The organism is Bacillota bacterium (assembly GCA_013178045.1).
Classification (GTDB): domain Bacteria; phylum Bacillota; class Ch66; order Ch66; family Ch66; genus Ch66.
Genome location: JABLXP010000010.1, coordinates 38,362 through 59,580, shown reverse-complemented (window position 1 = coordinate 59,580; position 21,219 = coordinate 38,362). Strand labels below are relative to the sequence as shown.

Below are 21,219 nucleotides of genomic sequence, written 5' to 3'. Positions count from 1 at the left end.
TTATGGCCTAATACTGTTTTAGTATTCGGTTTCTATATAAAAACCGAAGTCAGCAACTTCATCTTAACATTTAAAATTAAATTCAACTGTTCAAATTATAGCACATTAATCATAAAAAGCGTGACCCGGCAACGTCACGCTTTATAATAAAAATCTTTTTTGACACTACTCCTGATTATTTTTGCTTGATCAATTTTTCATCGCGCGCCATAGCGGTAGAAATATCCAGATGGCCGGCCAGGGTGTCTCGCTCTTGACCATCTACTAAAAACTTAACTTTTTGGACGGTAGGAAATTGAGTTAAAGTATTAACAACCGAATATACCGTCAGGGCCTCACTTAACGATCCTTTCGTATGATTGGCTACGAACTCCTGGCTAAAATTAACGATACACAAGCCATCCGGCCGAACATTGATATCCAATAGACCGGTGCCTTTCGGAATCGTCGGTAACAGACCCGACTGTTTGGACGGCCCTTTAATTAATTCTTCAATCGTGGCTCTGGCAATTCCTTCAACCTTAGGAATTTCCCGTCGTTCGCTGACCAAACCTTTACCTGACGGATCGGCAAAATAAAGGTCGACCTTTGTCCGCCCAAGAGGCTTGGCTGGTACGGTTACCAACTGGGCTGGCTCGGGGGGTAAATCCTGAACTTCTTTCTGATTTTTTTCCTTTTGCTTCAAAGACCAGAGCTGATCCAGCATGACACAGCCGGCCAGCCACGAGCAGGTACTAATGACGAGCAATACCACTATAACCTTCAGCAGCCTTAAATAGCGCAGCATCTGGTAATTCATCCTCCCTGACATTTTCTACTTACTTAATCATATTTAGGGAGGAAAAATTTTATTACTGTAAATATGGAATTTCACCAGAAAGAAAAAAACAGGTACATAAGCGTTATGCCGATAAAGACCAAAAAAAGGAATGGAAAAATCACTTGAAAGACGCAAACCACAAATCCCAGTTCTTCATCAACATCGGAAACAGTAATCTCATCATGTTCATCTGGCTCCTGTCCTTTGTTCTCCAATTCATTCAGTAAGAATTGCCCATCATTTTTGTCCGGAAAGGAATTACGGTTATGCATAACCGCCTCACCCCCCAGTAAGTCCCCCTTGGCAGCACAACACAATTAGTATAGCAGCTTATTTGATAAATTTACCGACTAACAGTGATTAGTAGCTAAACCATTCATCCCTCACGGCAGCGATAAGGCTCTCGCGGTCGAGCTTGTCAACTACGTATAGCGTCCCCGCAGCCTCCCTGGCCAAATCTTTCAAAAAATCTTTGCTGGACTGGACGCCAATACAAGCAAACCGGATCTTCGCCATGGCCACCATTCGAGCAGCGTCCAAAGCATCTTTTTGGGCGTCAAAAGTCCACAAAGGGTAAGTAGGTAAACCGTCAGTGATCAGGATCAGCAGCGGGTTACGTACCCGGGAATTTTTGATCAGTTCAATACATTTGACCAACCCGGAAGCTAGGGGGGTTAGTCCCTCGGGAAATACCGCATGCAGACCAGACACCAGCCGGCGGTGATTACGCGTGAAAGGAACCGTCACCCGCGCCTCCATTTCCTGAAACGTGACCACAGCCAACTTTTCTCTGGAAGAAAGCAAAAGGTGTTCTGCCAAAAACCAGGCAGCCTTGCTCTTTTCACCTGCCATGCTGGAACTGCAATCAATCAACAAGCAAATATCAACCGGGGTGTAAGATTTCCGTCCGTAAACTTTAATGTCTTCGGTCTTCACCCGGATTCTTGGCCGGCCTTCCATTCTAGACCGCTTAACCGCCGAGATTATCGTTTCGGGAACAGCGATATCTCCCAGCCAACCCTGCTCGTCAAAACTGATAATGCGGCTCTCGTCCGTCAGTTCCTGCTTGCGTGCTTTCAACTGAGAATAGCCGAACCGGGTGTAATAGCGGGAACTTACCGGGGTACGACGAATCAATTTTCTTAACTGCCCTTCTAATTCACGCTCGTGATTTACTAGGTAGGTGTTGAGTTCTTTCCCTAGCGGAGTGAGACTATACCCAAACCAGCTTTTTTTCACGACCCCTAATTCCTTTAACTGTTCCATGACCTCAGTCAGATCACCGTGTTTTTTACTCAGGAAACTCTGCGTAGATGCCTTCTTAAATAAGTTGGAATTGAGGGCCTGTAAAAACTCCTCCACCTCTTCAAGGCTCCCCAGTCGGCTGGCCAGATTAATCAACAACTGCCGCTGGTTCTGTTCGTAAACCATGTCCCGATCTACGCCCTCACAATGGGCCGGTAAAGCGAGAACGATTCCCGCCCCCAGTTTCTCCCTGGGGCCCTGTCCAAAACCATGGGTAACCCCAAGAATTTTGCGAATTTCTAGACCCTGAGCCTGAATGGCCTCTTCTACGGCTTCGACCAGGTAATAAATGAGCCCATAATCCTCTTCCCTTAATTCGGCCAGAATATGAACATGATCGCTACGGGACGGATTACCCTCCTTTATTTCCCGGTACTTCACCAGCCTGGCGATAGAACCTTCACCTAAGGTCGTCCCCAAAGTGATTTTTTCAAGCAAGAGATTGACCTCACGGGCTGGCTCCATCTGTCCTGGCAGAAGTGCATCCCGGTCCTGGAAATAATGGTGAACCGCTTCGAGAACCACGCTGGCTGCTCGCCGGGGATCAACCTGTCCCGGTTGATGATAGACATCAATATGGACAACTTGATTGGGTTCAAAATACTGCCAGTATGTCTGGCCGGCGTCCCGATCAATAACTATCTTAATCTCTCTGGAACGTCGGGATTTTTTTTCATGTACCTTCCGGCTGACCACTGCCGTCTCTCCCAGGCGAACACCTTGATTTTGATTAAAATAGGCCCGCAGGTAATTACAAATAGTGACCATCTTGGTATGCGGGCTTACTCCATCCTTTTCCAATACCTTCACATCCTAAATCACTGATTTTCCGTCCGTTTAAAATCATTTTCTGAGCGGATCAGTTCTTCTTTTCCAAGCGCCCCCAACCTTCTCGCCCTTGGCATTGGCAGCCCACTGTCCAGTTGTTGTGAAGCACCGCCCCCACCAGAAAAGAATGAGCGGATCGGTTCCAGGAGAGATCGATTTCTTTTAGGCGGCGTAGACTGGACCTGCTCACCAACCGTTGTCTTCACTCCTGTCTGGGATTCGTTTTCAAATTCAGAAACCGCGGGGTAACCCTGGGTAGCAGCAGCCAGCCCCGTTCCGGGAAAGCTGATTACCGTTTCTTCCCGGGCATCAACATTATTTAAGACCCGGGTCAGGGTATCTCCATCAACCCGGTGCTTGAGGGCCAGCGGGATCACGCGCAAAATATCACTGACCAGCACTTGTTTTCGTCGGCGGAGGGCACAGTGCAAAATCGCCCCTTGCTGAATCGCTTCGATTGCCCGCAGGCTTTCAATATTGTATTTAAGATAGAGACGGGAAATAAAGTTGCGGAGGTAATCAGGCATGGTCAACCCTTTAAATTCTTCAGCGATCTTGCTCAACTGCTGCCCATACTTGGTATCACCCTCCAGTGGCTGCTCAACCAATTCCAGGCGTTCCTGACGCGAAATTTCGCTCTGCAGCAGGATATTTGACACAACTTCTATGGAGGTCGGCCGTCCCATGTAGAGCACCAGATCAAACCTGTCGGACAATTGCTTGCGATTCTCCTCTAAAGGTCCTGGCTCCTCATCCGGGTTTGAAGCCGCCCAGACCGAAACCTGGACCGGTATTTCCACGTGGGAGAGACCGGCTTCCTCAATCTGGATCCGACCAGGTTTTGTTCCCATCACATCCAACAACACATCGGTAATCTCCGGGGAAGTATCAGCCAGCCGGTTGATCTCATCAATAAAAATTATCCCCCGGTGAGCCTGGGGGATAATACCGGGCAAAAGCGCAGCGGTAGGATTAGTAGGATCGGTAATTCTGGCCAGGTCAATGCTCCCGGCAACAGTTGCGATTTTAGCTGAGTGAGAAATCTCTAAAAATGGCATCGGGATCATCTCTGTTCCCAAAGCCTTTACTTCTTCAGGAGACAGGTGCCGGTGATTGGGGCAGTGGGGCCGTTTCGGATCACAGTTATAAAGACACCCCTTGATCCGCTGAATCGGCGGTAGGATATTTCTGGCTGTTCGCATAATGGTAGTTTTGCCTGTGCCCCTTAATCCTTCGGCATGAATATGCAAAGGTTCTCCCCATAGATTAGAGATGATTGACATTTCAACCATGTCAAACAGAGTGCTATTTCCGCTGTGTCTGGCTAACCGGTGGTATGGTTTCATACCTGCCTCACCTCAGTTTGTGAATTTTGGTACAACCCTTTTTCTATATTGGTTATATATTCGACACCTTATATGGGTTTCCCTGCATAAACCATTTCTAACAGCGATAAGTCCACCCTGTCCCCAGTTCCTATGTTGGGTATTTACTTCAAAAGTTTGGACAACTGCTTAAATTCAGGGGTGCCGGCCACCTGGAGGAAATCGAATAACGTGGTTTCTGTATTTGTGATCACTGCTCCCATTTCTTGCATGAGATTCAAACCATTGTAATAGTTCAGAGTAAAGCGAGAAGCTACAGCATCAGAACACACGAAAACAGTGTAACCGTTGTTCAACAGGTCCCGCACGGTCTGGTAGACACAGACGTGCGTTTCTGTCCCCGCCACGATGATTTGTCGGCGACCAGAGTCTTGCAAGAACTGAATCAATTCAGAGGTATAAGCGGAAAAACTCATTTTCTCGATAAGTCTGATGTCAGAACAATTTGTCCAGATTTCTTTTACGGTTCGACCCAGTCCCTGCGGGTACTGCTCCGTGACCACAATGGGTAATCCCAGGACGTGCGACATCTCGAGCAGGATTTTGGTATTCTTTACCACCTGGTCTTGATATTTCATGGCTGCTAAAAGTTTTTCCTGCATATCGATGATGAGCAGCAAAGCCTGCTCCCGCTGTAAATAATATTTGTTCAATTCCACTCGCTCCTTTCTATTTCTTGAGTCTGTTGAGCCTACGAAGCCTCTGGTCAAATGGCCAAATTTTTCGCTATAATGAGTACAGCAAATCACAAGAAAATCGACTTCGTCGACTATATATGGTTGTCGATTTTCTTGCAGAAAGTTATTATTTAATCGACGAAAAGGAGGGACCCGGTTGCGGTACGAAGGCACAGTTTATCGACCGCCCAGCGAAGCTAATAGTCTCTTGATCCAGGCCACGATCGGCTGTCCACACAACAAGTGTACTTTTTGCGGGATGTATAAGCAACAGAAATTTCGGATCCGCAAGGTTAATGAGATTAAAGAAGACCTCTGGATGGCCAGAGACTATTACGGTGACTGGATCAGGACCATCTTCTTCCCTGATGGGAATACGATCATCATGAAAACCAAAGACCTAGTGGAAATCTTTGAGTTTGCCCACCATCTGTTTCCCCGGCTTGAACGGATTACGGTTTACGGTTCAGCCCGGTTCATCGTCCTGAAAACACTGGTTGAACTCAAGCAACTTCGGGCGGCTGGCTTAAAACGGATTCACTCGGGTATGGAAACCGGCGACGATTACCTGCTGCAAAAAATTCAAAAAGGGACTACAGCTGAACAATTGATCCAGGCTGGCCGGCTGGTGAAAGAGGCAGGTATTGAATTAAGCGAATACATCCTGGTCGGAATCGGCGGCCGTCAGTACACGATCGAACACGCGGTTAATAGTGCTGTGGTGCTGAACGCGATTGACCCTGATTTCATCCGCCTGCGGACATAAGTGCCAGTCCCTAACACCCCCCTCTACGCGGAATATGAAAAAGGGGATTTTGTGCTGCTTTCACCCCACGAAGCCATTAAAGAAACCAGACTATTCATTGAAAACCTGCACGTAAACAGCTGGCTGCTTAGTGACCACATCTCCAACTATGTCAATGTTAATGGGAAACTTCCCGCCGACCAGACAAAAATGCTTGAACTCCTCGATTACGCTCTGCGTTTAGACGAGTCACATTTTTCACGAGCAGATCATCGACACCTTTAAATCTGCTGCCCAATCAGGAAGCCTTCGTGGATCGCCTCAAGGGCTTTACGCGGTTTCACCGCGTCCCCGATCAGGTAAACCTCAGGCACCAGGGTCTGCAATCTGGCAAACAGGGCATTTTCTGCTTGGGCCCCGACCGCCAGCACCACCGTATCCGCTGCTAATTCCTCCACCACATCGCCCCGGCGTATTTTCACTCCGCCGGGGGTGAGGGCTTCCGCCCGGGTGTTGGTTAACACCCGCACGTGATAACGGTGCAAATCTTGAAGCACAGTCCAGCGCGTCGAACTACCAATATCCAACCCCAGGGCTTTACCCATCTCGATGACTGTCACCTGCTTATTCCCTCGTGTGGCCAACAACATCAAGGTTTCCCAACTCTCAGCGCGGTTCATCGCCAGAAAATGGAAGGCGGCCGGGTCAATGGTTCCCTTCTGGGCCAGGTACAAAGCAGTCTCACAGCCTACCGCTCCCCCGCCAATTACTACCACCCGCCGGCCAACCGGTACTTGTCCAGAAAGCACCTCCCAGGCGGTAACCACGTGTTCGTGGTTACCGCTTAACCACTCGGGAACAAGCGGTTTAGCCCCGGTAGCCACCACCACCACGTCGGGCCGGAAACTCACTACTTTTTTTGGATCAGCACTTTGACCTAAAACGACCTCCACCCCTAATCGCTCTAACTGACCAACTAAAAAGTCAACCAGGCTAGTGAACTCAGCCCGGCCGGGGGGTACAGCCGCCAGAACAAGCTGACCGCCCAGAACGTTGGCCTGTTCCCACAAGGTTACCTGGTGTCCACGTAAAGCCGCCACCCGGGCTGCCTCCATCCCCGCCGGACCTCCACCGATTACCAGAACCCGTTTCCCCTGGTTCGCCGCCTTCAGCGTCCGTTCTTCTTCTTTACCTGCCTGGGCGTTAACTAAACAATGGACACTCTGCTGGGCAAAGATAGCGTCCAGACATCCCTGGTTACAACCGATGCACTTACGGATTTCGCGCAAACGTCCCTGGCGGGCTTTCCGGGGCAATTCAGGATCTGCGATCAACCCCCGGGCTATGCCGATCAGATCCGCCTGCCCGTCAATCAGTATTTGTTCCGCCAGGACCGGATCGTTGATACGGTTACAGGCCACCACCGGAATACCAACTGCTTCCTTGATCCCCTGAGCCAGGTAGACAAAGCCACCCCGCGGCAAATTCATTGTAATTTGGGGCACAGTTGTTTCGTGCCAACCGCCCGTAACGTTAATGGCATTTACGCCAACCTTTTCCAACTCCTGACAAAACACCCTGATCTCCTGATTGGTGTTGCCACCGGGCATGAACTCGTGGCCCGACACACGGTAAATCAAGGGATAGTCTGGCCCCGTCGCCAGCTTAATTCGTCTGGCTACCTCAAGGCCGAACTTCATCCGTCCGGTCAGGTCGCCCCCAAATTCATCCGTCCGCTTGTTAGTAACTGGCGAAAGAAACTGGCAGATCAAGTACCCTGCACTGGCAATGACCTCAACCCCATCAAAGCCCGCCGCTTGCGCTCGCCGGGCAGCCTGAGCGAAACGGTCAATAATGTCCTCAATCTCGGTCAGGGTTAATTCACGGGGAGTCTCACGGGTCAGTTTGGATGGAATTGGTGACGGGGCAACCGGCTGCCGTCCAGTATCTCGAGAGGAGGCATACCGCCCGGCCTGGAAAAGTTGAGCAACAATTCTCGCCCCGTGGCGCTTGACTTCAGTCGCCAGTCGGGTCAAACCAGGCAGATAACAGTCATCGTTGATTTTGATCATCCCACTATAACTAAATTCATCCACGCCACAGCCGCCCACAATAATTAAACCGACTTCTCCCTTAGCCCTTTCGACATAAAACCGAATTAGACGGTCATTGACAAAGCCATCAGGGCAAAAATGTAAATGCATGGCTGGCATTACCAGACGGTTCTTGAGTTCAAGCGTCCCGATCGCGATTGGCGAGAAAAGCAAACCCATTGAACCAACCTCCTCTTTCCAGTTTAGGTACTCCTTAAATCAGACAGAAAACTCAAGCCGCATTCTAAGTTAGAGTAAGCGGCTTGTTTGTTGAGCAGTTCACAGATTATTGTTGAAAAATTAACTTGATCTGGGTATCTCCAAACTTCACCAGATAGCCCTGGTCAGTTTCAACTATATATTTACTGAGCTGCCAGAAGGCGTGTCGGGCAAACTTAGCGTCCCGCTCCCAAAACAACGAAGTATAGGGAATGCTTTTGATAACAACGATGGGGTGGTCAGACAAGTCCAGCACTCGCTCATCATTTAATCGAACTTTTAATTTCCCCTCTTCTTCAATAACCTCGTTAATAATAAACGGGGTATCTTCAACCACAATAGGAAAAACCTGCTGATTCAAACAGATAAAGTACTGATTTTCTCCGTTACGCCAGAGATGGGTCGAAAACAAATTAACAATTTCCTTTCGTTCCATTTTCATCCCATCAGCGTACCAATTACCGTCACGATCTATTTTAATTTCGTTAACCAGCATCATCCATTCACCTTCTCCTGAAAAGATCTATTTGTATTTACCTTCGACAATTCAGCGAAAAATCCCTTCAGGGAAGCAGAGGAATCCTTCTTGATTCTTCACTTATTAAAATTTGGTGGTTTTGGTCCGACCACCACCACCGTCGGTTTTGCCGGATACAGGTCAGTCGAAATCAGTTGCCTGCTTAATTCTTGGCCCGATTGCTCCACCACCCGATACACTTTTACCTCATAACCAGGTTTACCTTCCGTTTTGATCCACATGCTCCCCGGCGTTAAGCTGGGGTCCGTTTCTACAACTACCTTCGGCTCGATCGTCTGTTTTTCAGTCAAGATTTTAACGTGTTGCTCTTTATTCTTATTAACTCCGAAGATCCTCACAATCAACTTATCATTGTCAACCGTAGCTGAAATAAAAATTGGGCCGTCAGTCGTGTTAGAAAATTTCAGGTCGACTTCCTCGCCAGCAATGGTTGCATCCTGACCAGGCGGCACATAGTTAACTGGCTGGGTATGCGGGAAGCGCTGCTGGACCTCAAGGTTAGCCTGCAGTACAGCATTATATAACGTTGTTGCCACCTGACAAACCCCACCTCCCTCAGCCAATATAACTTGGTCATGCCAAAACATTGGTGCTTTCTTGTATCCTCTTTCGGGGAAACGGGGTCCCAACTGTTTATTGAACGAAAATAACTGGCCAGGACCAAGCACTGTCCCATCCACAGCTTTAGCCGCTAATTTGATGTTTTCTGTCCGTTCCCGTTCATTTAAGTCTAAACGAGTTACACAGATTCCCAGCAGATCTGTAATCCCTGCCAGTTCGGCCTTGGTAATCACTGGCGCTATCTCCCGTTCCACCACGGGCACCGGGGAAAGGTCGCCTAAAGCCAGACGAGATTGGATTATGTTTATCGTTGCGTCCAGATCTAGTTCAGAGCCAACCTTTTCATCAGTAATTTCAATCTTATCGTTAATCAGGGTTGCACGGGCATTTATCGGGGGACGGTAGAAGTACTGTTTGGCCTGGGCAAGACTTTGCCAGAGCTGGGCCGGATCATAGCCAATTTTTAAAGGGATATCGATGGGCCTGAATAAAAGCTCTACCCGTGCAAGCATGTTTTGCCACCAGGTCTTTTGACGGCCAATCTGCCAAGCTGCCTCTATAGTCGCCTCAGCATCAACAAATGCCTGTAAGTCCCGGAGGTCGATCACCCAACGTTTTCCATCGGAAGCAACTAGCTCTAGCTTGGCATCGGTTAAACACTGATTGGCGTAAGTGGCGATAGTAGAAATCGCCTGCTGTTCAGTCAATTGCCCAACTTCCATCCCGGCAATGGTAATACCAGCCGCCAGTTTATCGGACCCTGACCATAACAAAAACCCGGCGGTGCCGACAAAACTAATCACCACCTGCAACAGGATCAAAAAGGTAATCGCCCCGGCCCTGTTGGTCTGTACTTGCATCAAAGACCTCCGCTATCTGGGTTACTATCCCTCGGTATTCATTGTTAATTCGGTGAATTTACCAGCTGCCTTGGCCCGGTTAATCAGTTCCTCAGAAATTACTTCGCCTTCTCGGGCGATTACTTCGCCGCTTTCGGCTGTAATTGTTCGACTCACCTTCTTACCCATGATATATTGTCGCTGTCTTTCTTCAAACAACTCGGCAGCCGTGAGTTGTCTGTTTATTGGTTCTGCTTGAACCTGGGATGTTTGAACAGCTTCATTTTCAAAGACAGCCGAGGAAGCAATCACCGGTTTCCCGCTAGTCATCCTGTCTGGATTGGGAGTATTCGCACTCTCTTCCGATATCACCAGGACATCCCGACCAAAAGTGACAACACGGTCAGCCGGAATGATATCTATCCCTTCGCCGTTACTGGGCATTAGTTCACAAGCTGTAATTTTGCCAGTATCTTCGTCGATCATAAATTCAGAGATTTTACCAATAAAACGGCCTTTTCTGGTCATCACCCTGGTACCAATAACTCTGACTCCCCGGGCCAGGAGAATGCTAGCTCCGTTCTGCTCAGTCAATGTTTTAACCTGCTCTGTGTTTTCCGTGGTCACTGCATCTTCACCAATACCCAGAACTGCATCAAAGGGTAAGACTTTTGGACCTTCATACCAACGTTCGCCGCTGATTAAAAGGTAATCAACGGTCCCTCGTTCAGGGTTAATAACCAATTCCTTTACCTGACCAATTTCGAGACCATCAGAGATGCTGATCAGAGGTAGCTCAAGAATATCCTTGGTTTTTTTCATGTCTTATCTGTTCCTCCCTTCATAGTAACCGTTATTTCAATTATCCCCGGTTAGGGGGCTTGGTTTGCCAACTGTTCCTCTGCTCTCATCTTGATCAGGCGCGGCACTTGTGCAATCGGCAGGCCGGGTGTGCCAACCTGTTGTAAGAGTCTATCCAAAATCTCCACGTAGGCCAGATCGTTGATCATCGCCCGTTGTCGTTGAACCGTGATCGTGTCCCTCTTGGCGATTAAATAATCGCGGATAGTTTTCGCCGCCGCCGTGTATTCCCCTAATTCTTTATATATTGACGCAACATCCAACACCAATAGCTCTTCCAGATCTTTTTCCGGTTGCTTGTTTAAAGCGGCTAAAAAGTAATCAATAGCTCTGCAGAGATGTCCTTCCTCTTTAGCCTTGAATCCTTCAGTTATGCACTGCTCGAGATTCATGTCAGTAGGGTTAATGTTAATATTCTCACCTCCGCGGTCACTCCATAGGATCGTATCTTCATTTATTTCTGTTTCTAGTTTAGCTTCATTTGTTACCGGCTTAAGACTCAGTTCTGATTCAACTCCCAGCACAGGTTCCTGTTCGGTTTTCTGTTCGGTTTTCTGTTCGGTTTTCTGTTCGGTTTTCTGTTCGGTTTTCTGTTCGGTTTTCTGTGCTATTTCTTGTATTGTTTCCACCTGGCCCGCTGGCAACTGCCCCACTAACGGCTCTGTTGCATACATGGCTGTCCCTGGAGTTTGAGCTTCAGTTAGTGAGACCTCACTCGGAGTAATAGCATTCGCCGCGATCGGGTAAGGGCAACAATAAACGGCTATGCTCCATCCACCCAGGAAAGCTAAAAACATAACAATTAAAGCGGTCAGGCTACGCCCAACGGTAGTCAAACCAATCGGGATAAGCAAGGCAATCAGAAGAGAAACTCCAGCCATGGCTAGAATAATGGGGCCCGTAAGTTTTAACCGATGTCTATGCCAGTAGATTACTCCAGTGGCCAGCGCATTCAGCAGCACAACCTCAACCACGTACAGGAGCATATTCCACCACCAATAATACATTTAAAAGTAATAGGAGTACTTTCGACAAATGGAATCAAATTCCTTCATATTCAACAAATATCCTAAAAAAGAAACTCTGACCAATGTTTTTAAGTGCTATAATAATCAAAAAACCGACTGCTTGACCCGGAAAAGGGTAAGAGTCGGAGGATTGAAAATCTTTATTATTGAAAATCTTTATTTATAACCCTCGTTGGCAAGACAATTAGCTTGAACTCGTTTCTGACGCTGGCTTCTCCGCCTTTACATATTCAAACAAGATTTGGCGAACCTGTGGGTCCACCTGGCCATCTACAGGCAAAAAGTGGATTGATTCCAGACGTCGCACCGCCATCTCAGTTTCTTGACCAAAGCGGCCGTCAGCATAACCCGCGAACACCCCCGCCTGCCGAAGAGCCAATTGCAGGGCAACAATGTCCTGTCCAATCTGGCCACGTTTAAGCTCTCTACCCAGCTGGACCGAAGGCAAATGGCCAATAATTCTCACCCGAGTTCCGACAGAAACCCACTGATATAATTGTTCAACATCGTGGTTCCGCATCCGAATACAACCATGGGAAGCTCTTCGGCCAATTGACCATGGTTTGTTGGTCCCGTGAATACCGTAGATTCCCCAGGGAACATTCAATCCCAGCCAACGGGTGCCAAAACCGCTCCCCCACTTGGCTCCCTTGTCAACAATTTTCCATTCACCGATTGGGGTCGGGGTTGATTGTTTACCAACGGCCACTGGGAAGGTTTTATATGGTTGTCGATCCACTTCCACCGTCAAGGTGAGCTTCCTGGTGTCAATAAGAACACTAACTTCGCCGGTGGGTTTAGGAATAACCGCATCCGGACCCGCAGCCAGATCGTAAGTTTTTACGAGGGCCGCCCAGGTCTTTACTCCAACCAAACCAGTCACAGGAAGATGATGAGATCGTTGAAAATGGCGGACTGCACGAACAGTCTGCTGATCATATTTCCCATTTAACGGTCCGGTATAATAACCCAATTTTTTGAGTCCTTGCTGTAAACCAATGATATCAGCACATTGCTGCGGTGGATCCTGGGGAACCAGCACAGGCAGTTTCTCATCGTCGCTGCATGCTGGCAGGCTGGCGCTGGCTGAGCTGGCTGAAAAAATAACCATGGTGTTAAATGCCAATAAATAGACTAGTATAATTCGCAGCAGCTTTTTCAAGCAACTTTCACCCCATTTCCACATATAATTTGATTTATTTAACAAATTTATTTTACCCCGGGTTCATCTCTTGATGAGATGAAAATAGTTCCTGTAATTCAGAAATAATATAAAAGCCCTTCCATTCAGTCGGATAGGGCTTTTTAATCTTGAACATCCGCCTTAGCAAATGTTACAAACAATCATCTGCTGCATATAAGCATAAGCTTCATCGGACATACCAGAAACAAATTCCTTAACTTCATCTAACGAAGGATACTCCTTACGTAGAGGCGCTCGTTCGAATATAAGCAAGTTTTCTCCCGTATCAATATAGGTTCTAACTATTACCTGCTTGATCCGGCACTCCTCATCCGGGTAGAGCTCAAGGACTGCCGTAAATTTATCAAGCAAGAGTTCCACCCCTTTTCCATCCTTTGTTTTAGTAAACTCAGTCTCAGTAGCAAAATAGCTTCGCACATCATCCAGGTGAAACATCTCCATCCCTCCCTTAGATGAATAGATGAAAAAATTTGGTAGCCGCAACTTGTCCGTACCTTCAGTAAAAATATTATATCTGATGATGTCCAAAAAGCAAACCTCCACTTCTTTTACCGAAATACTTTTAATAACAACAATTGAACCCAAAACCAGCCCAACGATGATTCGGGGATCGCCTTGGCACGTCTAAACCTAACCTCGGACGCATAAATTACAGTGACTCAGACTTTGGAAAGGAAGGTCGTCAATGATACTGGTAAAAGGAAAGATCGTTACTGCCATGGCTGTAACCCGTTGCTTATCCAGTATAATCGAACTAACCGCAGCTCTATTAATGTTAAAGTTCGACAGCGTGGAAACAGCGATGAAAATTAACGCCGCCCTTGCCTTGATCGGGCCAACCACAATGATTACCGTGACCACCCTTGGCCTGATTGGGTTGGCCGGCAAAATCTCGGTCAGTCGGATGTTACTCATTTTGATTGGGGTCTGCTGCATTTTTATCGGAGTGTCCAAACAAAGTTAACCTGAATAAATTTGCAGCTAAGTCTATCAAAAAAATTCTCGATATCCATGTTTACGAGTCATATCTGGTTTCAACGTATTGAACGCCTCTCTGGCTTGTTGCTCAACTCTATGAAACCTGACGAATAGATTTCACCCTTTAAATTATCTATATTTAAATGCTATACTAATGATATACCAGACAAAAAGGTTCCAAGGATTGGGGGTATAAAAAACGGGAATATTTAATTTTAATTTAACTCAGTAATTAACTTTCCAGGGGCCATAATCAGGCGAATTATCATTAGTAACTGGGAGTTGGTTCAAGCTTGGATTCGAGTTATTGGAACCAGATTATTTTGATCTTCGTGCTAATCTCGTTCAATGCCTTTTTCGCCGGCTCGGAAATCGCGATGATTTCTCTGCGCCAAAGTCGAATCAGACAATTAGTTGATCGGGGCAGTCGGTCGGCTCGAGTTATTGAAAAACTAATGGAAGACCCTAGCCGCTTTCTCGCAACTATTCAGGTAGGAGTCACCCTGACTGGCTTTTTAGCCAGTGCCACCGCTGCTGTCGGCTTAGCTAAATACTTGAGCGAACTAATTAAAATGATCCCGCTACCCTTCTTGACCAAAGCAAGTGATGGTCTGGCGCTGGTCCTCGTTACTCTCTTAGTTTCTTATATTTCGCTCGTGCTGGGCGAACTTGTGCCCAAACGGGTTGCCTTACAAAAAGCAGAAATGATTTCATTGTTTGTGGCTCGCCCAATTGAAATACTATCAACAATCGCCGCTCCTTTTGTTTTTGTCTTGACCAAGTCAACTAATTTCTTGGTCAAGCTCCTGGGCGGAGAAGAAGATCAGACTCCACCAAGGATTTCTGAAGAAGAGATCCGGATGATGGTCGCCGAACAGCCAAATATAATGGAAGTTGAAAAGGAAATGATTGAGGGCGTGTTTGAGTTTGGTGACACAGTAGCCCGTGAGATCATGATTCCGCGGACCGACATTCGGGCAATCCACAGGACAGCCACAATCGGTGAGGCTATCCAGATTATGGCAACAACAGGCTATTCACGGCTACCGGTGTATGAAGAAAATATCGACGACATCATCGGGATAATTACCCTGAAGGACCTCATTCCGTTTATCGTTGATACCCACCGGGACCAGCCAATCACCGAACATATTCGCCCGGTTTATGTAATTCCAGAATCAAAAAACGTGGTTGAATTATTAAAAGAACTCCAACGCAGCAAACAGCACATGGCTATTGTTTTGGATGAATACGGCGGAACTGCGGGTTTGATCACTATCGAGGATTTACTGGAAGAAATCGTCGGTGATATCATGGATGAACATGACGAGTTGGAAGAACATTTCGAAATGATTGGTGACCATCAATACGTGGTTGATGCTCGTCTAAATGTAGAAGAAGCCAACGAAATCCTTGCCATGGATTTACCGCTGGAAGAACACTATGAGACGATTGGGGGACTGGTGCTTCACTACCTGGGAAAAATTCCCCAGGTGGGAGATGAAGTCAAACTTGAACAAACAACAATTTCCGTCACTGATATGGATGGAAACCGAATTACCCGGGTCAAGATCACCAAAGACCAGGTGAATAAAAGCGAGTAGTTATAAAGGATAACAACAAAATTAAACTAAGCCCTGACCGGTGCAAGTTTTGATGACCGATGAGGGTTTTTTATTTTATTTCCCAAATGATTATCTCCAATGATGTCATATTTGCGCCGGGCTTACCTATATTTAGAATAGGCCCTTTGCCTAAAACAACGATTTGAGGGTGGACTGATGTTAATCTTAAGTTTAATAATTAGCCTGGTTATCATCTTATTGGGTGCGGAACTCTTTACCAATAGCGTCGAGTGGTTAGGCCAAAAGTGGCATCTCTCCGAAGGAGCAGTCGGCAGTCTACTCGCCGCGGTGGGAACCGCCCTCCCCGAGACCACGATTCCCCTAATTGGCATTATCTTGGAAAAGGAACCAGCGGCATCAGAAATTGGCATCGGCGCTATTTTAGGGGCCCCATTTATGCTAACCACCCTGGCCCTGGCGCTCACCGGTTTAGCTGCCTTAATCTGCAAATACAAAAGAAAAGGTAAAATCATGATGTTAATTAACCAGAATATTATTCAGCGTGATCTTAGTTTTTTTCTTTTTTTGTACAGTATATCCATCCTGGCAGCCCTACTCGAAAGTCCGGCTTGGCGGCAACTCATTACTGTCACACTCGTAGGTGTTTATTTGTTTTATGTCTGGCTTACTCTAAAATCAAAAAGCACCTCCCCAGCAGTAAATCTGCGCCCCCTCTATTTTCAGCACCGGGCCATAAATCCTCAATTGCTCAGCATCTTAACGCAACTTGCTTTCGGTCTGACGGTCCTGATTGTCGGCGCGCACTTGTTTGTCAAAGAAATCGAAAAACTAGCTGAATTGCTGAACTTACCTCCCCTGATCCTGTCGTTGATCGTAGCCCCGGTGGCGACCGAATTACCGGAAAAACTGAATAGTCTGATTTGGGTCTACCAGGGCAAAGATACCTTGGCCCTGGGTAACATCACCGGCGCGATGGTTTTTCAAAGTTCGCTCATCCCGGCCTTGGGCATTGCCCTGACACCCTGGAAACTTTCACCGCTCGCCCTGTTAAGTGCAGGGCTGACTCTACTTTCCGCCGGTCAAATTTACTACCAAATTCGGGTGAAAAGGCTCCTTCATCCATCCGTGCTTTTGCTTGGAGGCTTTTTTTACCTGATCTTTATAACAACAGTCTTGCTGACAATCTAACTTTGACCCCTACAGCTCCTGGACCGCAACCCCCAGCAAACCGGGACCGGTATGCACTACCATCGCTGGCCCAATCTGCCCAAAAAACACTTCTTCTATCTGAAAATCAGACATCTTAAGCAGCCGTTCAAGAAGCTGTTTTGCTTCATCAAAGGCATTTCCATGCATGACGGCAATTCTGAACCTCTTACCAGTCATCAGCCCTTGAACTATTTCGGCGATTTTATCGATCGACTTTTTTCGACCACGGACTTTGCATAAACTGAAGTATTTCCCTTCTGAATTGATAGAAATAATTGGTTTAAAATCAAATATTGCGCCTAATGTTGCTTCAACTAACCCGATCCGCCCTCCTTTTTTCAGGTATTCCAAAGTCTTCAATACAAAGAAAACCTTGATCTTTGCCTGCGCGCTATGTATTTTCTGCACGATATCTTCAAAGTGTAGCCCGGACCCTACCAGTCTGGCCGCCTCCTGCACCAACCAACCCAGAGCCAGTGATAATGCTTTTGAGTCAATTACCTCAATCTTCAGGTTGTTTATTTGCTCGCTCATCATTTTCACCATTCCATATGTCCCGCTCAGACCACTGGGGTCAGCATATTCTCGGTCGTGGTAAATCACCCGTAACGGTAAGACCCGGATACCGAATCGTTCGATCACCTCTGCTGGCAGATCACAAGTGCTGTCAGTTACCACCGCTATTTTTTGCTCCATTCATTTTCCTCCATAATTTACCAAAATATTGTAATAAACACGAAACCTTAAACAACTTAATTATATTTCCACCCAAGGCATGCTATACTGATAGGAGAGGTGGTCATAATGGAAACCGGATTCGAGATTGGTGTTGGCGGACTGGTCGTAAATGAAAACGGAGAGGTCTTAATGGTCCGGCATACCTACGGTGAACTTAAAGGTTATTGGCTGCTGCCAGGTGGCCACCCAGAACTGAACGAGCCCCTGGACGAAGCAGTCTTGCGCGAAGTACTGGAGGAGACCGGTATAATAGCCAGAGTTCAAGGAATAGTGGCTATTCGGCAGAGAATACTTACCCCCGAACACCAGGAGATTTATATTGTCTTCCTCCTTGAGCACCTAACTGGACAACCGCAATCCGACGGTCGAGAAAACGACGCAGTTAAATACTTTTCACTCCAGGAGGTACTCGCGAACCCAAAGGCAACCCCATTAGCCAAATCAATTATCCACCGAGCGCTGGTCGAGAAATCGCCCCGGCTGCAATTAGCTGAATCTTCTCCCCTGGTCAATTTTACCTATCGATTGTTTTATTAAAAGTTATTTCAGCAAATGGCGCCCTACAGCCAGACCGATTAAAATAAGTTCTGGGCCGACTAACAAACCTAAAACTCTGGCTAAATTAGCCTTAAAAACTTGAACGGTTAGAACCAGGCAAAGATGAACCGGTGACAACATCACCCCGGCAAAGCCGCTGACAAAGGCAAGAGTAACCAGAGAAAGATCCGAGGGATCAAATAGCATGCCCAGCAAGGGAAAAGTTGCGGCAACAAATCCCTGAGTAACACCAGTGGCAAACCCAACAACAAATGGCAACAATGCGGCAATTAAAGTGATAGGTAGACCCCATTGAGCAAATAGACCCGGTAATTCTTGGAAGACACTCGCCTGGTTTAACATTTCATTAAAGATCATCACGCTAACAACCATCAAAATAAGGCCTGGGGAGAAAGCCTCCCGCAGAGTACTACCAATCTGACCGATCGTATAACGAAAAATCAGCCAGAGAACACCGATCACTACCGCCAGCGCACTTACCAGATTAATCCCCCAACCTAATACCGCAACGATCACCACAGCGATCGGGGCTAATCCCTTGACCAGCATACTCAACTGGTTAACCTTTTGTGAGTTGTTTGATGTTTCTCTTGGGCAACGAGTTAGTCCGCGGAAGCCAGCCGGAAATCCAAGCACTACCGCCATCAGGGTATAAATCATCTGGTTGGCAACCAACTGGGTCATTGAAAGGTGAAGAAGTTCTGCCGTTAGCAAGATTCCAGGATAAAGCGGAAAAAAATATTCCCAAATGTGCCGATACCAGTAATTGACAAAGGCCTGCTTTTCCACCGATAACCTGGTATCTCGCCCAACTTCGGCCACTAAAGGTGCAGAAAAAACCGCTCCCCCGGGCGAAGGCAAAAAGCCAATAATCGCCGGTAACAAACCCATCACGATTCGCTGGTCGGGGATCAATTCCCGCAAAGAGTCAACCATTTCCTGAAGTAAACCGCTTTTTCGTAAAGTATTTTCCAAGACCATGACCAGCAGCAGAGCTAAAGTCACCTTGATTGTTGCTGGACTTATTAAAGCTGTCTTTACTCCAGCCCATACTTGGAAGACGGTCAAATGAAATAATAGGGCCACTAAAAGAGTGGCTACGATCATCGCGGCACCAAGACTGTGCTTCTTTCTGAGCAACAGGACGATTGACGCGAAAATAATAATCATTTTTATCGCGATTGTCACGTTGTTTCTTGCCTCACTTTCGTGAACTATGACTTCAACTGTCGAAACATTTCCTTGAGCAGCTGGCGGTTCTGGCGATAAAACATTAACACCAGCATCAAAAATACAGGTCCAAAGATCAGACCCCAGAATCCGGCCGAACGCCAACCAATATAAATGGCCAGCAGAGCCACCAGCGGATCTAGACCGAAGCTATCGGCATAGAGTTTGGGTTGAAGAAACTGACGCGTGACGACACAAACTACATAAATCACGATCAGACCCAGGGTAAATGTTCTTGTCGAGGCGATAAAAGACCAGATAATCCAGGGGACAAAGACTAATCCTAACCCAACAATCGGCATAATATCAATAAAAGTAATGAATAACGCCACCATAATGTAATGCTCAATCCCTAATAACCAAAAACCGACGGTCATCTGCAAAAAACTGGTGCTGAACAGGAGCGCGTTCACCTTGATCACTTTGATTAGGGCAATATTGACATTACTCAGGGCCTGAAGTATGGGTTGCTGCCATTGGTCGGGAATAACACTAATCATTTTGGCCTTCAACTGCTCGTAGTCACGAGAAATGAAAAACGTGGCCACGATCGAAATAATAGAAATGATCAGAGCATCCGGCAGGCCAAAAGACAACTGGACAAAGTACTCCAGAATTTTAGAGAACAAAGTGTTTAATAAGCCACCCAAGTTTTCAATCCCTTTTTGGACGATCCGGGAATATTCGGGCGATATTCCACCGATCCACTGGTTTAACACAAAATTAAAGTGGCTGAACTCTATTTTTGCCAGCTGCGTGTAAATTGGCAGCAACAGAGAAAGTCGCTTCAACTGAAAAAACAGGTAGGAGAACAGGTAAAACAATAACAACGATCCCACCCCGAGCACCAGAAGCATCGCGGCCCAGACACTAAGCGTTTGACCAAAGTAGAATTTGCGTCGAAAAAGCTCGGCCACTGGCCGAACCACCGCACTCAAGATAAAGGCAATAACAAACGGCATCAGCAGCCGCAGGGAAAAGCCAATAACGTAAAGCAAGGTGATGGAGGCGACAATCAGCAGCACCAGCTTGACCAGACTACTGTACTGGTTAAGATTCAACATATTTAAACCTCTTTCTGTTTAAGAATCTCCATATCCTAATTGTTAACTAAAAAACCCGCGTTATAAAGTATCCGCCTCATTCCAGCGGTTTAAGCAACTCGGGTTGTTGTGGAACTACGCGTTCTAGAATGGTAATGCCTTGCAGGTGGTCAATTTCGTGTTGAATAATTCTGGCCTGTAAACCAGCAGCTTCAATCGTGACTGGTTGAAAATCCTCATTCAGGCCGGTGACTGTAACCTCAGTATACCGCGGGATTACTCCTTTGACCGTAAAAGGGATGCTCAAACATTTTTCCGGCAACCACTCAACCGTCTGGCTGTGGTTGACAATACGTGGATTGAAAAGGGCATAAACATGCGCTCCGTCTTTTATCACAAAAAACTGTCGGCTCAGTCCGACCTGAGGAGCAGCAACAGCTAAACCCAGCGGCTTTTTTTCCAGGTATGTCTTAATCAATTTTATTGCTTCTCGGTCAGATGGTTCAGGGTAATCAACCTTAGCCGCTACCTGATGCAAAATCGGATCATCTACCTCCAAAATAGTCAATCCGACCCGCTTAGCTGTTAATTCTTGCTGATAATAATTGGCTAAGATTACGACAGCAGCGATGAGCCCAAACAACAGCTTGATTCGGCGTAGCCGGACCATCTGCCTGGCTATCTCCATCAAGCTCCACACCTTTCGATACATTTTAATCCGTAATTCGCTTTTTTCCAAAAAGAATCCTGCTCATCGCCTGACGTTAGTCCAAA

The 21,219-nt window shown here is 46.9% G+C and carries 20 protein-coding genes and 1 pseudogene; 5 read left to right on the top strand and 16 right to left on the bottom strand.

Annotated features, from left to right (window positions below; translation table 11 throughout):
* Positions 1-175: 175 nt before the first annotated feature.
* The 5 genes from HPY81_06905 to HPY81_06885 all read right to left on the bottom strand — a co-directional run bounded on the left by HPY81_06905 (position 176) and on the right by HPY81_06885 (position 4,991).
* Positions 176-799 (bottom strand): GerMN domain-containing protein, encoded by a 624-nt coding sequence (locus tag HPY81_06905; protein NPV27168.1) that lies wholly within the window; start codon positions 797-799, stop codon positions 176-178.
* Positions 800-870: 71 nt separating this feature from the next.
* Complete coding sequence (locus HPY81_06900) at positions 871-1,092, bottom strand: hypothetical protein (protein ID NPV27167.1); 222 nt, start codon at positions 1,090-1,092, stop codon at positions 871-873.
* A gap of 88 nt (positions 1,093-1,180) precedes the next feature.
* Entirely contained in the window at positions 1,181-2,935 is a 1,755-nt protein-coding gene (locus HPY81_06895) for a VWA domain-containing protein (protein ID NPV27166.1), read from the bottom strand.
* Positions 2,936-2,943: 8 nt separating this feature from the next.
* Positions 2,944-4,299 (bottom strand): magnesium chelatase, encoded by a 1,356-nt coding sequence (locus HPY81_06890; protein NPV27165.1) that lies wholly within the window; start codon positions 4,297-4,299, stop codon positions 2,944-2,946.
* A 143-nt stretch (positions 4,300-4,442) separates the two neighbouring features.
* Positions 4,443-4,991 carry an isochorismatase family protein gene (locus HPY81_06885; protein NPV27164.1) on the bottom strand — a complete coding sequence of 183 codons (549 nt, stop codon included), beginning with the start codon at positions 4,989-4,991 and terminating at the stop codon, positions 4,443-4,445.
* A gap of 181 nt (positions 4,992-5,172) precedes the next feature.
* On the opposite strand from HPY81_06885, the pseudogene HPY81_06880 reads away from it, so the two are divergent.
* A pseudogene (locus HPY81_06880) lies at positions 5,173-6,045 on the top strand (radical SAM protein).
* Here HPY81_06880 and HPY81_06875 read toward each other — a convergent pair.
* From HPY81_06875 to HPY81_06845, 7 genes are all read right to left on the bottom strand, one after another.
* Entirely contained in the window at positions 6,042-8,033 is a 1,992-nt protein-coding gene (locus HPY81_06875; protein ID NPV27163.1) for an FAD-dependent oxidoreductase, read from the bottom strand. The pseudogene HPY81_06880 and the gene HPY81_06875 overlap by 4 nt on opposite strands.
* Before the next feature lie 106 nt (positions 8,034-8,139).
* Positions 8,140-8,571 (bottom strand): DUF1285 domain-containing protein, encoded by a 432-nt coding sequence (locus tag HPY81_06870; protein NPV27162.1) that lies wholly within the window; start codon positions 8,569-8,571, stop codon positions 8,140-8,142.
* A gap of 95 nt (positions 8,572-8,666) precedes the next feature.
* A complete protein-coding gene (locus tag HPY81_06865; GenBank protein NPV27161.1) occupies positions 8,667-10,031 on the bottom strand; it encodes a hypothetical protein in 1,365 nt (454 codons plus the stop codon).
* Positions 10,032-10,055: 24 nt separating this feature from the next.
* Entirely contained in the window at positions 10,056-10,832 is a 777-nt protein-coding gene (locus HPY81_06860) for a photosystem reaction center subunit H (GenBank protein NPV27160.1), read from the bottom strand.
* 50 nt (positions 10,833-10,882) lie between these two features.
* Positions 10,883-11,857 carry a hypothetical protein gene (locus HPY81_06855; GenBank protein NPV27159.1) on the bottom strand — a complete coding sequence of 325 codons (975 nt, stop codon included), beginning with the start codon at positions 11,855-11,857 and terminating at the stop codon, positions 10,883-10,885.
* Between the two features lie 226 nt (positions 11,858-12,083).
* Positions 12,084-13,061: a L,D-transpeptidase family protein gene (locus HPY81_06850; GenBank protein ID NPV27158.1), complete on the bottom strand. Its 978-nt coding sequence runs from the start codon at positions 13,059-13,061 to the stop codon at positions 12,084-12,086.
* A gap of 162 nt (positions 13,062-13,223) precedes the next feature.
* Positions 13,224-13,538, bottom strand: coding sequence for a hypothetical protein (locus HPY81_06845; GenBank protein ID NPV27157.1), 315 nt, complete (start codon positions 13,536-13,538; stop codon positions 13,224-13,226).
* A 250-nt stretch (positions 13,539-13,788) separates the two neighbouring features.
* Here HPY81_06845 and HPY81_06840 point away from each other — a divergent pair, with 250 nt between their 5' ends.
* The 3 genes from HPY81_06840 to HPY81_06830 all read left to right on the top strand — a co-directional run bounded on the left by HPY81_06840 (position 13,789) and on the right by HPY81_06830 (position 16,855).
* Positions 13,789-14,067, top strand: coding sequence for a YqhV family protein (locus HPY81_06840; GenBank protein ID NPV27156.1), 279 nt, complete (start codon positions 13,789-13,791; stop codon positions 14,065-14,067).
* 307 nt (positions 14,068-14,374) lie between these two features.
* Positions 14,375-15,685: an HlyC/CorC family transporter gene (locus HPY81_06835; protein NPV27155.1), complete on the top strand. Its 1,311-nt coding sequence runs from the start codon at positions 14,375-14,377 to the stop codon at positions 15,683-15,685.
* Between the two features lie 174 nt (positions 15,686-15,859).
* Entirely contained in the window at positions 15,860-16,855 is a 996-nt protein-coding gene (locus tag HPY81_06830) for a sodium:calcium antiporter (protein ID NPV27154.1), read from the top strand.
* 9 nt (positions 16,856-16,864) lie between these two features.
* Here the strand turns inward: HPY81_06830 and HPY81_06825 are convergent, their stop codons facing one another.
* Positions 16,865-17,572, bottom strand: coding sequence for a DegV family protein (locus HPY81_06825; GenBank protein NPV27153.1), 708 nt, complete (start codon positions 17,570-17,572; stop codon positions 16,865-16,867).
* Between the two features lie 108 nt (positions 17,573-17,680).
* Here HPY81_06825 and HPY81_06820 point away from each other — a divergent pair, with 108 nt between their 5' ends.
* The gene (locus tag HPY81_06820; protein NPV27152.1) at positions 17,681-18,151 is read left to right on the top strand and encodes an NUDIX domain-containing protein; all 471 of its coding nucleotides are present in this window, start codon (positions 17,681-17,683) and stop codon (positions 18,149-18,151) included.
* Positions 18,152-18,154: 3 nt separating this feature from the next.
* Here the strand turns inward: HPY81_06820 and HPY81_06815 are convergent, their stop codons facing one another.
* The 3 genes from HPY81_06815 to HPY81_06805 all read right to left on the bottom strand — a co-directional run bounded on the left by HPY81_06815 (position 18,155) and on the right by HPY81_06805 (position 21,184).
* On the bottom strand, positions 18,155-19,360 hold the full coding sequence (locus HPY81_06815) for a DUF401 family protein (protein ID NPV27151.1): 1,206 nt from the start codon (positions 19,358-19,360) through the stop codon (positions 18,155-18,157).
* Positions 19,361-19,386: 26 nt separating this feature from the next.
* The gene (ytvI, locus tag HPY81_06810) at positions 19,387-20,466 is read right to left on the bottom strand and encodes a sporulation integral membrane protein YtvI (protein ID NPV27150.1); all 1,080 of its coding nucleotides are present in this window, start codon (positions 20,464-20,466) and stop codon (positions 19,387-19,389) included.
* 76 nt (positions 20,467-20,542) lie between these two features.
* Positions 20,543-21,184 (bottom strand): peptide deformylase, encoded by a 642-nt coding sequence (locus tag HPY81_06805; GenBank protein NPV27149.1) that lies wholly within the window; start codon positions 21,182-21,184, stop codon positions 20,543-20,545.
* Between the last annotated feature and the right edge of the window lie 35 nt (positions 21,185-21,219).

Excerpts from the sequence above, each read along its gene's own strand:
- HPY81_06825 (NPV27153.1), bottom strand. The coding sequence starts at position 17,572 with ATGGAGCAAAAAATAGCGGTGGTAACTGACAGCACTTGTGATCTGCCA.
- HPY81_06840 (NPV27156.1), top strand. The coding sequence starts at position 13,789 with ATGATACTGGTAAAAGGAAAGATCGTTACTGCCATGGCTGTAACCCGT.
- HPY81_06845 (NPV27157.1), bottom strand. The coding sequence starts at position 13,538 with ATGTTTCACCTGGATGATGTGCGAAGCTATTTTGCTACTGAGACTGAG.
- HPY81_06875 (NPV27163.1), bottom strand. The coding sequence starts at position 8,033 with ATGGGTTTGCTTTTCTCGCCAATCGCGATCGGGACGCTTGAACTCAAG.
- HPY81_06855 (NPV27159.1), bottom strand. The coding sequence starts at position 11,857 with ATGCTCCTGTACGTGGTTGAGGTTGTGCTGCTGAATGCGCTGGCCACT.
- HPY81_06905 (NPV27168.1), bottom strand. The coding sequence starts at position 799 with ATGAATTACCAGATGCTGCGCTATTTAAGGCTGCTGAAGGTTATAGTG.
- HPY81_06870 (NPV27162.1), bottom strand. The coding sequence starts at position 8,571 with ATGATGCTGGTTAACGAAATTAAAATAGATCGTGACGGTAATTGGTAC.
- HPY81_06900 (NPV27167.1), bottom strand. The coding sequence starts at position 1,092 with ATGCATAACCGTAATTCCTTTCCGGACAAAAATGATGGGCAATTCTTA.
- HPY81_06865 (NPV27161.1), bottom strand. The coding sequence starts at position 10,031 with ATGCAAGTACAGACCAACAGGGCCGGGGCGATTACCTTTTTGATCCTG.
- HPY81_06890 (NPV27165.1), bottom strand. The coding sequence starts at position 4,299 with ATGAAACCATACCACCGGTTAGCCAGACACAGCGGAAATAGCACTCTG.
- HPY81_06820 (NPV27152.1), top strand. The coding sequence starts at position 17,681 with ATGGAAACCGGATTCGAGATTGGTGTTGGCGGACTGGTCGTAAATGAA.
- HPY81_06860 (NPV27160.1), bottom strand. The coding sequence starts at position 10,832 with ATGAAAAAAACCAAGGATATTCTTGAGCTACCTCTGATCAGCATCTCT.
- ytvI (NPV27150.1), bottom strand. The coding sequence starts at position 20,466 with ATGTTGAATCTTAACCAGTACAGTAGTCTGGTCAAGCTGGTGCTGCTG.